This window comes from Pedobacter sp. GW460-11-11-14-TSB4, assembly GCF_059423705.1.
On the sequence record NZ_JBWKYI010000002.1, the window covers coordinates 354,953 to 368,930 of the forward strand.

A 13,978-nucleotide genomic window follows, 5' to 3' on the forward strand; every position below is an offset into this window, starting at 1 on the left:
TCCCCGTTGCAAATGAGGGCGATAATAAGTTCAATTTTAATACAAAATCAGGTACAGATAAGCATAAACTACTGGAGCTGCCAGTAACAAGCCATCAAAACGATCTAACAAACCACCGTGGCCGGGTAATAAACCACCACTATCTTTCGTATCCAGGCTCCTTTTAAGCATCGATTCTACTAAATCGCCCAGTGTACCAAAGCAGGCAATCAATACAGCCATACCAATCCAAACCCAGGCAGGACTTTCGGTAAACAGAAATGATAAACCAAAAGCAACCAAAACACTGGTAAACATGCCTCCGAAAAAACCTTCCCAGCTTTTCTTTGGCGAGTGGCGCTCGAACAATTTGCGTTTACCATATTTTACGCCGAAAAGATATGCGCCTGTATCATTTGCCCAAAGCATCAGTAAAAATGCCAGGGGAAGATGAAAATTGTATTCGCTCCAGTTTTTTAAAAAACCCAGCGCATGAAAAAAACAGAAAGGAATGGTTACATAAACAAAGCCCACAAAAGTGTAGGAGATATTGGCGAATGGAATTTTGTTCTTTTTATATAACTCCGTAATAAAAACCGAGAAAATTAGCGGGATACAAAGCAAAAGGTATTTAACATCGTATTTGAGGTAGTGTAAACCTGCAGCCATTAAAAATATTAATGAGCTAGCCGCCAAACCAATATTGCGGTGTGGCCTGATTCCAGCGTTTTTAATCAGCTTATAAAACTCAAACAAAGCCAAAACACTTAAAACAAGATAAAAAATAGTAAAAGTATAACTCCCCAGTAAAATGGAGCCAAGCATTACAATGGTAAAAAAGAAAGCGGTTATTGCCCTGGTTTTCATTTAAGGTAAGAGGTAAAGGGTGTAAGGTTTAAGGTCATTATTACTACTCAATTTCGTTTTCAACGATGTATTCTATGGCTTTATCGAAATCTACCTTGTTCACCAAAACATTTATTTCGCCAATATTATAGGCCGAGAGCTGTTTATTCATCGTTACTGCCGGAATCCCGGCTTCTGTTAATCCCTGTTTTAATACCTCGGCCGCAAAGGCATCGCTGGTGGTATATACTTTAACCCAATTTTCGCTCACGTGTTGCGCTATCTTTAAAAAATTTAAACAAAGCTATGGTAATTATTGCACTAATTAAATAGCCATACCATGGAAAACCGATTGGTTCATCCGCTTTATCCAGTGGCATATGGTGTTTCTGCATATAAAAAGCCGCACAAACCGCATAAGCATTATTTATAAAGTGCGCCAGCATGGCATACCAGATGCTTCCGCTAAAATAATACAGGTAACCAAATCCTGCGCCCAATAACATACGGGGTACAAAACCATAAAACTGCACATGGATGGCACTAAAAATAATGGCTGATAACCAGATAGCCACATGGGGATTCTCAAAAGCCCTGTTTAACGATCGCTGCACGCCTCCACGAAACATCAGTTCTTCACCAACTGCAGGTATAACGGCAATCATGATGAGGTTTACAATAAAGTCGAAATTACTGCGTACGGTGATCAATTGAATGGTCATTTTCATTGCAATAGCCTCCTTTTCCTTCATCCACTGTTCTATCTGATGCAAAAAATCAGGCAAAACCATTTTCTGGTTCCAGATCACCGTCCACTCCATAAATGGCATACTCAGGATCATAATAGCGAGAACCAGCACAACCAATAAGAATTTTGGTTGCCTGAAAAGATAAAATTCGGTTACTTTTTTCCGCTCTGTTAAAGCCAGGGCGATTGGAGGTAAAATAAATGTTCCGATGGAACTTAATATTTGTATCACTTTAAAACCACCAATATACTTAGGATCACCAGCTAAAAGCATGTCCAGATTACTTACTATTCCTAAGCCATACATCATTAAAACGATGGCAATAGCCAGGATCCCAAATACAAGCCCGCCTATAACTGCGTAAAATAAAAGTAAAAGTAATTGTAAGAAAGGATTGATTTCCTCCTTGTTAGGTGTTACAAAATTCATTATTTGTACCTTTGTATGTTTTATTAATCGTTGAAGATAGAAAATGTCTGTTAAGATAGGAAATATAGATTTAGGTGAGTTCCCGTTATTGCTGGCTCCAATGGAGGATGTAAGCGATCCGCCATTCCGTTATGTATGCAAAAAAAACGGAGCTGATATGATGTATACCGAATTTATTTCTTCGGAGGGTTTGATCCGTGATGCTGCAAAAAGCATACAAAAGCTTGATATTTTCGAGTACGAAAGACCAATTGGTATCCAGATTTTTGGTGGCGATATCGATCACATGAGAGAAGCATCAGAAATTGCCTCTGCTGCAGGACCCGATCTCGTAGACATCAATTATGGCTGTCCGGTTAAAAATGTAGTATGTAAAGGCGCAGGTTCCAGCCTGTTACAGGATATTGATAAAATGGTAAAAATGACCGAAGCGGTAGTTAAAGCTTCACATTTACCTGTTACAGTTAAAACCCGCCTGGGTTGGGACGATAACACCAAAAACGTTTACGAAGTGGCCGAGCGCCTTCAGGATGTGGGCATCCAGGCCCTTACCATTCATGGCAGAACAAGAGCACAGTTATATAAAGGCGAGGCCGACTGGTCGCTTATCCGCGAGATTAAACGCAATCCACGCATCAAAATCCCCATTTTTGGTAATGGGGATGTAGACAGTCCTGAAAAAGCAGCTAACTGGCGCATGGAATATGAGATAGATGGCATTATGATTGGTCGTGCTGCAATTGGTTATCCATGGATTTTCCGCGAGGTAAAACACTTTTTTAAAACAGGCGAGCACCTTGCCGGACCAACTATTGAAGAACGTATTGAAGTTTGCCGTACACACTTAGATAAATCGCTGGAATGGAAGGGTCCTAAAACAGGAATTTTCGAAATGCGCCGCCATTATGCCAACTATTTTAAAGGCCTGCCAGATTTTAAACCTTACCGTATGCGTTTGGTGGCCGAGCCAGATATCAACAACATTTACAGTATTTTAGAAGAAGTGGCAGAAAAATTTGCCGACTACGATGCCACTAAAGTACTGGCTTGATTTTTGAAAGGTTTTTTTATACATTCGTAAATCATCATGGTTACAGCTATCACAGACGGGGTTAAAGTTTCAGTTGAAACAGTTTACCAGCCAGAATATTCAAATCCGGCCAACGAACATTATATGTTCGCTTATCGCGTAGAAATTTCTAATCTTTCTGATTATGCTGTGCAATTGATGCGCCGACAGTGGTTTATTTTCGACTCGAACAGTAGCCGAAGAGAGGTAGAAGGTGAGGGTGTTGTTGGTTTACAACCCATTATCCAGCCTGGCGAAACGCATGTATATGTTTCTGGCTGTAATCTGAAAACCGATATGGGCAGCATGAAAGGTGCCTATTTAATGAAACGCGACATTGACGGATCTGAATTCGAAGTTGATATCCCAGAGTTTCAGTTAATCGCGCCTTATAAACTGAATTAATTCTTAGAAAAATCGTCATTTCGACTGAAGTGAAGCGAAATGGAGAAATCTCTGAAGCAAATTAGCTCTACAGGTGCCTCAACAATGCTGTAAACAGCAACCAATCTCTTTTATCTATTCTTTAGAAAAACAATTGCAGCATTCTATTTTAGTGTCAGTCCTGCTTTTTGTTTCAAGTCCTCGCTGCGCTGTGGGCTTTTCACGTCAATCAGGTTTAAAAGCAGTGACACTGCAATTATTAAAGCTTAACTCATCATGCAGGTAAAATCCTATTTCTGCACCCGGCTACCTCAAATAGTATAACTATCAGTGCCACCTAAACCCGATAGGAGCGAACACGAAGTAAAGCGGATAGCGGGACTGCATCAAACCGAAAAGCTTCCAAACCTGCTTTCCAAAAAAGAGAAAGTAAAGATTCTATTTTCCAAACCGATAAAAACCAAAAACGGCCAGGATTAACCCGGCCGCTCTGTGCTTTTCATAATTAAATATCTCTAATCTCTGCTTCTTCCAAAAAGCATCGATGCGTAATACAATAAATTGGCTAATGCACCTACAGCTGCTACCACATAAGTCATGGCTGCCCACCAAAGTGCATCTTTGGCCTGCGCATTTTCTTCTTGTGTTTGCATTACACCGTTATTGTTTTTTAGCCAGGCCAATGCACGGTTACTGGCATCAAATTCGACTGGCAGGGTAATGATACTAAAGATGGTTACCAATGCCAAACCGACTACACCAATAGCCAAAACAATTGGATTTCCGGTAAAACCGATCAGCAATACACCAATTAATAATACCCATTGTAAAAGATTAGATGATATACTTACCACCGGAACCATACTGCTTCTTAACTGTAACCAGTTATACGATTTCGCCTGTTGTACGGCATGTCCACATTCGTGGGCCGCTACAGCCGCGGCAGCAACGCTTCGGCTATAATATACATCTGTACTTAAATTAACGGTTTTATCTGATGGATTGTAATGATCTGTTAATTGTCCTTCGGTACTCATCACCTTCACGTCGTATATCCCATTATCATGTAACATTCTTTCTGCTACCTCTTTGCCCGATAAACCAGAGCTAAGTTGCATTTCTGCATATTTAGAAAATTTATTTCTAAATCGCCATTGTACAAACATGCTCAGCAATAATACCGGGATGATTAATATTAAATAAACTCCCATTTTCTTCTGTATGTTTTTCGCTTAGCATATATCAAAAAGCGTTCCCATATTATTTGAGTGTTAAAAAATGCTACATTTATACTATGCCAACAGCGTTTTCATATTGGGAAAAGGAGTCGTTTTTTATTTACGATATCATCATTATCGGCAGTGGAATTGTAGGTTTAAATGCGGCTATCCAGCTTAAAAAAACAGCGCCGACTTTAAAAATAGCCATACTGGAAAGGGGCTTTTTACCAAGTGGGGCCAGCACCAAAAATGCGGGTTTTGCATGCTTCGGTAGCATTTCTGAACTGATTGAGCAAGAAGAAAGTGCTGGCTTGGATGGCCTTGCATTACTTATAGAAAAACGCTGGAAAGGCCTGCTTAAACTGCGGAGTTTGTTGGGAGACAAAACCATTGATTACCAATGTTTAGGCGGCTATGAATTATTTAAAAAGGGTGACATTCTTTTGGCCGACACATGTGTATCCAAAATTGAACATTTTAACCGTCTCATTAACGATGTTATTGGTGAAGATGCTTTTGGCCTTGCCAATAAGAAGATTAGTGACTTTGGTTTTGAAGGCGTCAGCACTTTAATCGAAAACCAATACGAAGCACAGATTGATAGTGGTAAAATGATGTTTGCCTTAATTCAATACGCACAAAAAATTGGTGTTAGCCTTTTTAATAACTGTACGGTAGAAGAAGTTCATTCCGAAATATCCGGTTCGCGACTAATAACCAAAAATGGATCCTTTTTTTGCAAGCAACTGGTGGTCACCACAAATGCATTTATTAAAGATTTATTGCCCGATATTGATATTAGTCCGGGTCGTGGCCAGGTATTAATTACCAAACCCATTAAAGCGTTAAAAATAGCAGGTACCTTCCATTACGATAGCGGTTATTACTATTTCAGAAACATAAATAAAAGGATTTTATTAGGTGGTGGCCGAAATATTGATTTTAAAGCCGAAGAAACAACCGAGTTTGGTCAAACTGAACCGGTTCAGCTGGCACTGGAAGATTTATTGAAAAATGTAATCCTCCCTAAAGTTAATTATGAAATCGATTATCGATGGAGTGGTATTATGGCCTTTGGAAAAATTCTGGAACCATTCATAAAAGAGGTTAAGCCCAATATCTTTTGTGCTACGCGCTGCAATGGAATGGGCATAGCCATTGGTTCGCAAACAGGAGAAGATGTGGCCAGGCTTCTCCTGAATACATGGTAAGCTATCATTAAAATCTGCAATATCTGCCATTAACCAGCTGAATAATTACTTTTTAAGCATGGCCTGCATTTTTTCTATTTTACCTAAATAGTTATTATCCTTAACGATCCACCTTTTTACCTCGTTGCTCCAAATATTAAACTTTTTCACATCTGCTATGATGTAATACTGGTAAGCTATATTATAAGCCATATCGGCTTTAGCCGTTTCATCATCGCAATTCCTTATCGCATCGATGTAGGTAAGCTGCGCCTCCCTCATTTTTTTGGCCTGTGTGAGCCAAAAAATTTCCTGTTTATAGCTATCAGTATAATTGCCGTTAAAGGCTTTTATTTTACGCGTTTTTTGGGGACTTGAGACCGTTTCAGTAACAAAATCTCCCCCATCAAAATAAAAATGAGTATAGGTACCACTTGCTAAATTCTCGAACTTATCTGCTAATTTATACCTCTTCCATTTTTTGTAGGTTTGTGCCAGTTTACCATAACGGTCTCTACTATTATTTTTACCTATATATTCCAGCTCGCCTGGCGATTCCTCTACTTTAAGCTCAGCCAGTCTTTTAGCAGGAATAAGCGAAACTTTCATTTCAGTTGGTTCAATTCTACTCTTTACTTCAGCCGTATGTATTGGCAGATAAACATCATTTTCGATCGTAAAAGTCCCTTTCTGTTTAAAGCTAAGTCCTGCAGAATTATCCAGGTAAACATAACCAAATGTGTAGGGGGCACCGTCATCGAGTGATATGGCGATCCATTTGTTTTCGCAATCGATTAGCAGTTTGTTGAACTTTAGCCCATTCTGGGCTTTGGCGCCGACGGCGCATAGCAATAGCAGGATGAATAAATATTTCATTTTTCAAGTCATTTGTGTGTACTTAAATATAGAAATTTATTTACATACAAAACAGCTTGTGAAGCCGATGGAAAATGCGGTGGGTATTGCAATTGGTTCGCAAACAGGAGAAGGTGGCTACATCTTCTCCTGAATAAATGGTAAGCTATAATTTACCAGCCATCATTTTTATTTTATCTCTATAAATATCCTGAGGTATAATCCATCTGTTTATTTCTTTACACCAAAAATCGAATTTTTCTCTGTTTGCATTTTTATAATACTGGTACGTGATATTGTATGCCATATCTGCTTTAAATGCTTCATCACTACAATATATTAATGCGTGCAAATAGGTCTGTTCGGCCTCTTCCATTTTATTTGCCTGTGTAAGCATAAAAATATCCTTCTTATAGGCTTCTGCTTTTTTTGCATAATTGCCAAAGTTAGCCGTGGTTATTTCAAATGTTTTACGGATTTTTTTATTTTTATCAATTGGATCTTGTTCTATATAACTTGGAGCACCACGTTCTGTTTCTGATAACGCCAATACATATTTGGAAGCCACATTGTACTCTTTCCAACTGTTATATATTTGAATAAATTTGATGTAACGGTAATTCGTGTTGCTATTTCCAGCATAGTTTTTATACTTAGTGGGAAATTCTTCAACGGCCAATTCTTTTAATCTTTCAGCTGGAATAATAGCTACTTTAACTTCGGTTGGCTGAATCCTACTTCTCTGATTATCCACTGTTTTAGGCTTGTATATACCACTATCAATCGTGAATGATCCATAGCAATCAAAGGTAAGCCCTGCCGAATAATCCAGATATACAAAACCGTAGGCATAAGTGCTTTCACTATCAAGAGACATAGCGATCCACTTATTTTCACACTCCAGTAAACGTTTGTCGAATGTTAACCCATTCTGGGCTTTGGCGCCGACGGCGCATAGCAATAGTAGGATAAATAAATATTTCATTATCAAGTTATTTGTGTGTACTTAAATATAGAAATTTATTTAAACCAATTCAAAAATTACAATAACATGGATTGTATTTTTACTCCATTTACCGCCAAACACTTAGCACCTAACGCCAAGCGCTTACTTAAACACAATCGTCTTATTTCCACTCACAAAAACGCGGTCTTCAAAAATAAGTTCCAGGGCTTCTAACAATACTTTTTTCTCTATTTCTTTACCTGCACGAACCATTTCTTTCACCCCAAAGTTATGATCCACATGATTGGTATGTTGGGTAATAATCGGTCCTTCGTCCAGGTTATCGGTAACAAAATGGGCAGTAGCACCAATAATTTTTACACCACGTTCAAAAGCCTGACGGTAGGGATTGGCACCTATAAAAGCGGGCAAAAACGAATGATGGATATTGATGATTTTACCTGCATAATCTTTTACAAAATCAGCGGATAGAATTCGCATAAATTTGGCCAGCACCAAATAATCTACCCCGAACCGGTTGATAATTTCTTTTACTTCAGCTTCAAATGCACTTTTATCTTTATTCGTATGATCGACGTAAAAATAGGGAATACCCAATTTTTCAGTAAAATCCCTCAGGCTTTCATAATTACCAATTACACACCTAACATTGGCCCCTAAAGTTTTAAACTGATTTTTAATCAGTATCTCGGCTAAACAATGGTACTCTTTAGTGACCAAAACAGCAATCTGTTTTTCCTGCTGGGTAATTAAATTTACCTCGGCAGCATTGGGCAAATTTTCTAAAAGTTTTTCTCTTAATTTATCTGCATCCTCTAAATTTCCGGTACAGGCAATACGGGTAAAAAAAGATTTATTGGCTTCATCTACAAACTCGCGCATCGCAATAATATTCAATTGATGTGCAGCCAGCACCCGGGTAATATTTGTAACTAAACCAACTTGATCGGGGCAGGATATGAGGACTGTTAATGCATTCATTTATAATATACTAATGTTCAATTATATAAATTTTTTTCCGTTATACCCCATTCACAATAACTAAAAATTTTTGGTATATCTATTTTAAATATTCATTTTTGCTAAAATTTTTATCATTATGGAGATCGCCGGTATTGCTTTACTAATCGTTATTTTAATTGTTTTGGTACTTTTATTCTTAAAGAAACCACAGGCTGCGATTTCTATTATCTCGGTAGAAGATTTCGAAAGAATAAAAAGTGAAAATGAATCGTTAAAAATTAGTTTAGCCAAAGCCGACGAGCGTGTTTCTAATTTATCGGTTGAAAAAGAACACATTACGATTTTGCTTAAGCAGGAGCAGCAACGATTGATTGATGAATTACAGGCTGAACGCGATCGGCTTGCAGATGCCAACCGTGAACTGGAAAGCACGCGATCTTTTTACGTCGCCGAAAAAGAAAAGCTTGCCGAACAAAAGCTAAGTTATGAGCAATCGCAAGAAAAACTGAACAAAGACTTTGAATTAATTGCCAATAAAATCCTGGAGGAAAAATCGAGTAAATTTATTGAGCAAAACCGCACCAATCTGGATATTATTTTAAATCCTTTGAAAGAAAACATTAAAGCCTTTGAAGATAAGGTAGAAAAAGTTTATAAAGCGGAGTCAGACGAAAGAAATACCTTAAAAGGTGTAATTTCTTTATTAATGGACCAAAGCAAACAGATCCAGGAAGATGCCAATAATTTAACCAAAGCATTAAAAGGCGATAGCAAAAAACAAGGCAACTGGGGAGAAGTAATTTTAGAAAAAGTTTTAGAACGCTCGGGTTTAGTGCGCGATCAGGAATACCGCATTCAAGCCTCGCATGTATCCGCCGAAGGCGGTCGCTACCAGCCCGACGTGGTGATAGATCTTCCAGACAACAAACATCTTGTAGTTGATGCTAAGGTATCGCTGGTTGCTTATGAGCGTTCTGTATCAGCAGAGACGGATGAAGAGCGTGACGGCTTTATAAAAGCCCATTTAGCCTCGATCAAGAATCACATATTAGAGCTCTCTTCTAAAAATTACCAGGATTTATATAAGATCAATTCTCCGGATTTTGTTTTGCTGTTTGTTCCGATCGAATCTTCTTTCAGTATTGCCATACAAAAAGATGCCGAACTATTCAATTTCGCATGGGATAGAAGGGTAGTAATCGTGAGTCCATCAACCTTATTAGCCACCTTGCGTACCATTGCCAGCATGTGGAAACAGGAACGCCAAAACCGGAATGTAATGGAAATTGCCCGTTTAAGCGGCAGCATGTACGATAAATTTGTAGGCTTTGTTGCTGACATGGAAAACATTGGTAAACACATCAAAAATGGACAGGATGCCTATGATAAAGCCATTAATAAATTATCAGTCGGCGCCGGAAATTTAACCAACACTTCTGAAAAGATTAAAAAACTTGGAGCAAAAACCACCAAACAGATTGATACAAAATATCTGGATGCCAATGAGGATTAGTGTTTAAAGCGGTTTTTAAAATTTTGAGGCGAAGCCTCCCGATTTTTAGAAATGGTATTACTTAAAAAATGATCACAAAAACTTGCAAAGTTAGTGATTTTTTGTGAGAGCCTGTGAACGATTTTTTTTAAAATTTTTCTATTTTCAGTGAATACTTTAGTCTTTTTAGAATTCAAAGAAAAAACCGTCATTGCGAGGAAGAATGACGAAGCAATCTTTTTAGTGAGAAAGATTGCTTCGTCGGCTAAAAAAGCCTTCTCGCAATGACGAATATATAATAATTACTTATTAAAAGCATTCCATCCCTGGGCTTTCAACTCATGTACTTTTTCCGATTTTGAAACCATTTTACAGCCCGAATTTTTATCGGTAACATGGCCAATCACGGTTATGTCTACATCATGTTTCAGTTTTTTATAATCTTCCTGACTGATGGTAAACAATAACTCATAATCTTCGCCACCACTTAAAGCACAAACTGTCGGGTCTAAACCTAACTCGCGGGCCGTTTCATAAGTCATTGGATCTAAAGGTATTTTTTCTTCATAAATGGTTATTCCTTTATCTGATTGTTCTGCCAAATGCAAAATTTCAGAAGCTAAACCATCCGAAACATCAATCATCGAAGTGGGTTTGATATTCATTTCATCTAAAAGTGCAACAATATCCATCCTTGCCTCTGGTTTTAATTGTCTTTCGATGATGTAATCTTTACCTTCTAAATCTGGCTGTATTTGTGGATTTTCCAGATAGATTAATTTCTCTCTTTCTAAAATTTGCAAGCCTAAATAAGCACCGCCCAAATCTCCAGAAACACACAATAAATCATGCTCCTGAGCACCATTTCTGTACACCACTTTATCGGCATCGGCATAACCAATACTGGTAATACTAATCACCAAACCTTGCTTGCTTGATGAAGTATCTCCACCAATTAAATCGATGTTGTATTTGTTGCAGGCCAGTTCAATTCCTTTGTAAATTTCTTCAACTGCTTCTAAGGGAAATTTACTCGACAAACCCAGCGAAACTGTAATCTGACTAGCTTTTCCGTTCATGGCATAAATATCACTCAAATTTACCTGAACAGCCTTGTAACCTAAGTGCATTAAAGGCACATAAGCCAGATCAAAGTGGATTCCTTCCAGCAATAAATCGGTTGAAATTAAGGTTTGCTTTCCTTTAGCATCTAAAACAGCCGCATCATCCCCAACTCCTTTTACCGAATAATCATTTTTAATTTTAAAATTAGTAGTCAGGTGTTTAATTAACCCAAACTCACCTAATTCATTAATATCTGTACGCTCTTTATTCTCAAACATAAATTATATTACAATTATCGTCACGCTGAACTTGTTTCAGAGCCTTACTAATAAGATGCTGAACTAAATTCAGCATGACGGATTTATCTATTTTATTTACTCTCCATCCAATTTTTACCTTCGGTAAATCTGGCAATTAACATCGCTGCAACATTATCACCCGTAGCGTTTAACAAAGTCGCCATCGGATCAACCAACGTTCCAATAATCATAGCCGGTGGTAAAGCTTCGGGTGGCAATTGGTAAGCCGAAATCATTAATAATTCGCCAATATAGCCCCCATTTGGTATTCCGCCCTCAACAATACTGACTAAAACGGTAATGCCCAAAGCCAAAATTATGGTATCAACATGAACCAAATCTTTACCAAAAATGGCAAAAACAACCGCAATTTTAACAATAGAACTGATACTCGAACCATCTTTATGCAAGGTTGAACCTAAGGGAATCGTCACATTGGTAATGTAATCGGGCACCCCCATTTTTCGGGCACCATCTAAATTCGCCGGAATCGTGGCAATACTGCTACAGGTTCCGATAGAAGTTAAAGACGGCACAATATTATTTTTCCAAAATACTTTTATCGCTTTAAACCCACCTGCAACAAAAGCAAATAAGGTGAAAAAGACGATAAAATAAAATGCGCCTACACCATAATACAAACCTAAAGCTTTGGCATAAGTTCCAAAAAGCTGTGGCCCAAAAACCCCAACCTGATAGGCAAAATAAGCACCCAAACCAATTGGCCCCAGTTTCATAATTAAAATGATGAGTTTTTTCATCACTTCATTGCCCGAAACCAGGAAGTTTTTAAAGCCATCGCCCTCTTTCCCAGAATATAGTGTAGAAAAACCCACTAATACTGAAAAAATAATGAGAGCCAGCATATTTTTTCTACTGCCAATCTCAAAAAATTCTCCTACGGTTAAAAGTTGGGTCATTTGTTCCCCAAACGACTGTATTTTTTCTGGTTCAGTTGGTAAAGGCGTATTTCCCAATTGCTGATGAATGGGGAAAATCCATGTGGCAACCAGCGTTAAAACCGCAGAAATGAGTATGGTAGAAAGAAAAACCAAAACCATAATGGTTAATAATCTTCCTAATTTCTTTGTCCGGTCTATATTGGCAATTGCCGACGAAACTGCAAAAAATACCAATGGAATAACGGCAGTAAACAACAGGTTTAAAAATATATCACCTAATGGTTTTATACTCTCTACACTTTTCCCAAAAATTAAACCCACTATACTTCCAACAGTTATACCTACCAAAAGCCATAATAAGCCTGAATAATTTTTAAGGATGTTGTTTTTTTCCATAAATATTTCAATAAACCTTACAGGTTTTTGAAACCTGTAAGGTTTGGTAATTTTTACAAACCCAATTCCGCCGAAATATCCAGCATTCTTTGAATCGGCTTACGTGCCTGCTCGATAATATGCCCAGGTACAGTAACTTCTGGCAAACCATTTTTAATACATAAATATAGTTTTTCTAAAGTATTTCTTTTCATGTAAGGGCAATCGTTACAGGCACAGCTATTATTTGGCGGTGCCGGAATAAATGTTTTTGTTGGATTTGCCTTCTCCATCTGGTGGATAATTCCACTTTCGGTAGCTACAATAAATTCTGTTGCCGGATTGGTAATGGTATATTTTAAAAGTCCGGTTGTTGAACCAATATAATCAGCCATTTTCAAAACCACTTCTTCACATTCCGGGTGGGCAATAAACTTAGCATTCGGATGGCGTTCTTTCAGCTTGGTAATTTTCTCCTGTGAAAAAATTTCGTGTACCATACAGGCACCATTCCACAATACCAGATCGCGACCAGTTTTCTTGGCCACGTAAGCACCTAAATTCCGGTCGGGGCCGAATATTATTTTTTGATCTTTAGGTAAACTCTCTACAATTTGAACCGCATTGGTACTGGTACAAACAATATCACTTAAAGCTTTTAATTCGGCCGTGCAGTTTACATACGTGATCACCAGGTGATCTGGATATTTTTCTTTAAACTTTCTAAACAAATGCGGTGGGCAACTATCTGCTAATGAGCATCCTGCTTTTACATCTGGCAATAAAACCGTTTTATTCGGTGATAAAATCTTCGCCGTTTCGGCCATAAAATGCACACCTGCAAACACAATTACATCAGCATCCGTTTTTGCAGCTTCCTGAGATAAGCCTAAACTATCGCCAATATAATCTGCAATATCCTGTATGTCAGGCTCTTGGTAATAATGTGCAAGAATGATGGCATTCTTTTCCTTTTTTAATTTCTCAATCTCCGCAAAAAGATCGAGTGTAGGATCAATTTCTTCTTCTGCGAAACCTTTTTTGTTGATTTCTTCTAAGACATCTATGTTCATTTTAAAATTTTCCTTTTTTGAATTTTGACGTTGGCCAAAGATAAAGCTTTCAACGTCTCAATAATTAATAAGTATTTTTAAATAAATAAATCTTGTTTGTTTATTAGTGTGTTAGTATTGT

At 37.9% G+C, this 13,978-nt stretch carries 14 protein-coding genes; 4 read left to right on the top strand and 10 right to left on the bottom strand.

The window, feature by feature from the left end; genetic code table 11:
- Positions 1-36 precede the first annotated feature (36 nt).
- Genes AC07YT_RS04515 through AC07YT_RS04525 form a run of 3 tightly spaced genes read right to left on the bottom strand, consistent with a single transcriptional unit; the run spans position 37 to position 2,003 of the window.
- On the bottom strand, positions 37-846 hold the full coding sequence (locus AC07YT_RS04515; protein ID WP_086548462.1) for a phosphatidate cytidylyltransferase: 810 nt from the start codon (positions 844-846) through the stop codon (positions 37-39).
- Positions 847-889: 43 nt separating this feature from the next.
- Positions 890-1,096: a putative signal transducing protein gene (locus AC07YT_RS04520; protein WP_316845330.1), complete on the bottom strand. Its 207-nt coding sequence runs from the start codon at positions 1,094-1,096 to the stop codon at positions 890-892.
- The gene (locus tag AC07YT_RS04525; RefSeq protein WP_086548464.1) at positions 1,077-2,003 is read right to left on the bottom strand and encodes a CPBP family intramembrane glutamic endopeptidase; all 927 of its coding nucleotides are present in this window, start codon (positions 2,001-2,003) and stop codon (positions 1,077-1,079) included. Before AC07YT_RS04525 ends, AC07YT_RS04520 begins: the two co-directional genes overlap by 20 nt.
- Positions 2,004-2,046: 43 nt before the next feature.
- Here AC07YT_RS04525 and dusB point away from each other — a divergent pair, with 43 nt between their 5' ends.
- Positions 2,047-3,054: a tRNA dihydrouridine synthase DusB gene (dusB, locus tag AC07YT_RS04530; RefSeq protein WP_086548465.1), complete on the top strand. Its 1,008-nt coding sequence runs from the start codon at positions 2,047-2,049 to the stop codon at positions 3,052-3,054.
- A 36-nt stretch (positions 3,055-3,090) separates the two neighbouring features.
- Positions 3,091-3,477 carry a Co2+/Mg2+ efflux facilitator ApaG/CorD gene (gene apaG, locus AC07YT_RS04535; protein WP_029274928.1) on the top strand — a complete coding sequence of 129 codons (387 nt, stop codon included), beginning with the start codon at positions 3,091-3,093 and terminating at the stop codon, positions 3,475-3,477.
- A 494-nt stretch (positions 3,478-3,971) separates the two neighbouring features.
- On the opposite strand, the gene AC07YT_RS04540 is transcribed toward apaG, so the two are convergent.
- The gene (locus tag AC07YT_RS04540; protein ID WP_057930995.1) at positions 3,972-4,667 is read right to left on the bottom strand and encodes a zinc metallopeptidase; all 696 of its coding nucleotides are present in this window, start codon (positions 4,665-4,667) and stop codon (positions 3,972-3,974) included.
- A gap of 83 nt (positions 4,668-4,750) precedes the next feature.
- On the opposite strand from AC07YT_RS04540, the gene AC07YT_RS04545 reads away from it, so the two are divergent.
- The gene (locus AC07YT_RS04545) at positions 4,751-5,887 is read left to right on the top strand and encodes an NAD(P)/FAD-dependent oxidoreductase (protein ID WP_494945182.1); all 1,137 of its coding nucleotides are present in this window, start codon (positions 4,751-4,753) and stop codon (positions 5,885-5,887) included.
- 45 nt (positions 5,888-5,932) lie between these two features.
- Here the strand turns inward: AC07YT_RS04545 and AC07YT_RS04550 are convergent, their stop codons facing one another.
- The 3 genes from AC07YT_RS04550 to purU form a co-directional block, all read right to left on the bottom strand.
- Positions 5,933-6,742, bottom strand: a complete 810-nt coding sequence (locus AC07YT_RS04550) for a hypothetical protein (protein ID WP_086548467.1) — start codon at positions 6,740-6,742, stop codon at positions 5,933-5,935.
- A gap of 145 nt (positions 6,743-6,887) precedes the next feature.
- On the bottom strand, positions 6,888-7,706 hold the full coding sequence (locus tag AC07YT_RS04555) for a hypothetical protein (protein ID WP_145954289.1): 819 nt from the start codon (positions 7,704-7,706) through the stop codon (positions 6,888-6,890).
- Between the two features lie 123 nt (positions 7,707-7,829).
- A complete protein-coding gene (gene purU, locus AC07YT_RS04560) occupies positions 7,830-8,669 on the bottom strand; it encodes a formyltetrahydrofolate deformylase (protein ID WP_086548469.1) in 840 nt (279 codons plus the stop codon).
- A 118-nt stretch (positions 8,670-8,787) separates the two neighbouring features.
- Here purU and AC07YT_RS04565 point away from each other — a divergent pair, with 118 nt between their 5' ends.
- The gene (locus AC07YT_RS04565) at positions 8,788-10,164 is read left to right on the top strand and encodes a DNA recombination protein RmuC (protein WP_086548470.1); all 1,377 of its coding nucleotides are present in this window, start codon (positions 8,788-8,790) and stop codon (positions 10,162-10,164) included.
- A gap of 281 nt (positions 10,165-10,445) precedes the next feature.
- Here AC07YT_RS04565 and thiL read toward each other — a convergent pair whose 3' ends face one another.
- The 3 genes from thiL to nadA form a co-directional block, all read right to left on the bottom strand.
- Positions 10,446-11,486 carry a thiamine-phosphate kinase gene (gene thiL / locus AC07YT_RS04570; RefSeq protein WP_086548472.1) on the bottom strand — a complete coding sequence of 347 codons (1,041 nt, stop codon included), beginning with the start codon at positions 11,484-11,486 and terminating at the stop codon, positions 10,446-10,448.
- Positions 11,487-11,578: 92 nt separating this feature from the next.
- Positions 11,579-12,805, bottom strand: coding sequence for a dicarboxylate/amino acid:cation symporter (locus AC07YT_RS04575; RefSeq protein WP_494945183.1), 1,227 nt, complete (start codon positions 12,803-12,805; stop codon positions 11,579-11,581).
- A 53-nt stretch (positions 12,806-12,858) separates the two neighbouring features.
- Complete coding sequence (gene nadA, locus AC07YT_RS04580) at positions 12,859-13,857, bottom strand: quinolinate synthase NadA (protein ID WP_086548474.1); 999 nt, start codon at positions 13,855-13,857, stop codon at positions 12,859-12,861.
- Positions 13,858-13,978: the final 121 nt, after the last annotated feature.

Coding starts and splice junctions, on each gene's coding strand:
- AC07YT_RS04545 (WP_494945182.1), top strand. CDS start 4,751: ATGCCAACAGCGTTTTCATATTGGGAAAAGGAGTCGTTTTTTATTTAC.
- AC07YT_RS04555 (WP_145954289.1), bottom strand. CDS start 7,706: ATGAAATATTTATTTATCCTACTATTGCTATGCGCCGTCGGCGCCAAA.
- AC07YT_RS04565 (WP_086548470.1), top strand. CDS start 8,788: ATGGAGATCGCCGGTATTGCTTTACTAATCGTTATTTTAATTGTTTTG.
- apaG (WP_029274928.1), top strand. CDS start 3,091: ATGGTTACAGCTATCACAGACGGGGTTAAAGTTTCAGTTGAAACAGTT.
- purU (WP_086548469.1), bottom strand. CDS start 8,669: ATGAATGCATTAACAGTCCTCATATCCTGCCCCGATCAAGTTGGTTTA.
- AC07YT_RS04540 (WP_057930995.1), bottom strand. CDS start 4,667: ATGGGAGTTTATTTAATATTAATCATCCCGGTATTATTGCTGAGCATG.
- thiL (WP_086548472.1), bottom strand. CDS start 11,486: ATGTTTGAGAATAAAGAGCGTACAGATATTAATGAATTAGGTGAGTTT.
- nadA (WP_086548474.1), bottom strand. CDS start 13,857: ATGAACATAGATGTCTTAGAAGAAATCAACAAAAAAGGTTTCGCAGAA.
- AC07YT_RS04525 (WP_086548464.1), bottom strand. CDS start 2,003: ATGAATTTTGTAACACCTAACAAGGAGGAAATCAATCCTTTCTTACAA.
- AC07YT_RS04575 (WP_494945183.1), bottom strand. CDS start 12,805: ATGGAAAAAAACAACATCCTTAAAAATTATTCAGGCTTATTATGGCTT.
- dusB (WP_086548465.1), top strand. CDS start 2,047: ATGTCTGTTAAGATAGGAAATATAGATTTAGGTGAGTTCCCGTTATTG.
- AC07YT_RS04550 (WP_086548467.1), bottom strand. CDS start 6,742: ATGAAATATTTATTCATCCTGCTATTGCTATGCGCCGTCGGCGCCAAA.
- AC07YT_RS04515 (WP_086548462.1), bottom strand. CDS start 846: ATGAAAACCAGGGCAATAACCGCTTTCTTTTTTACCATTGTAATGCTT.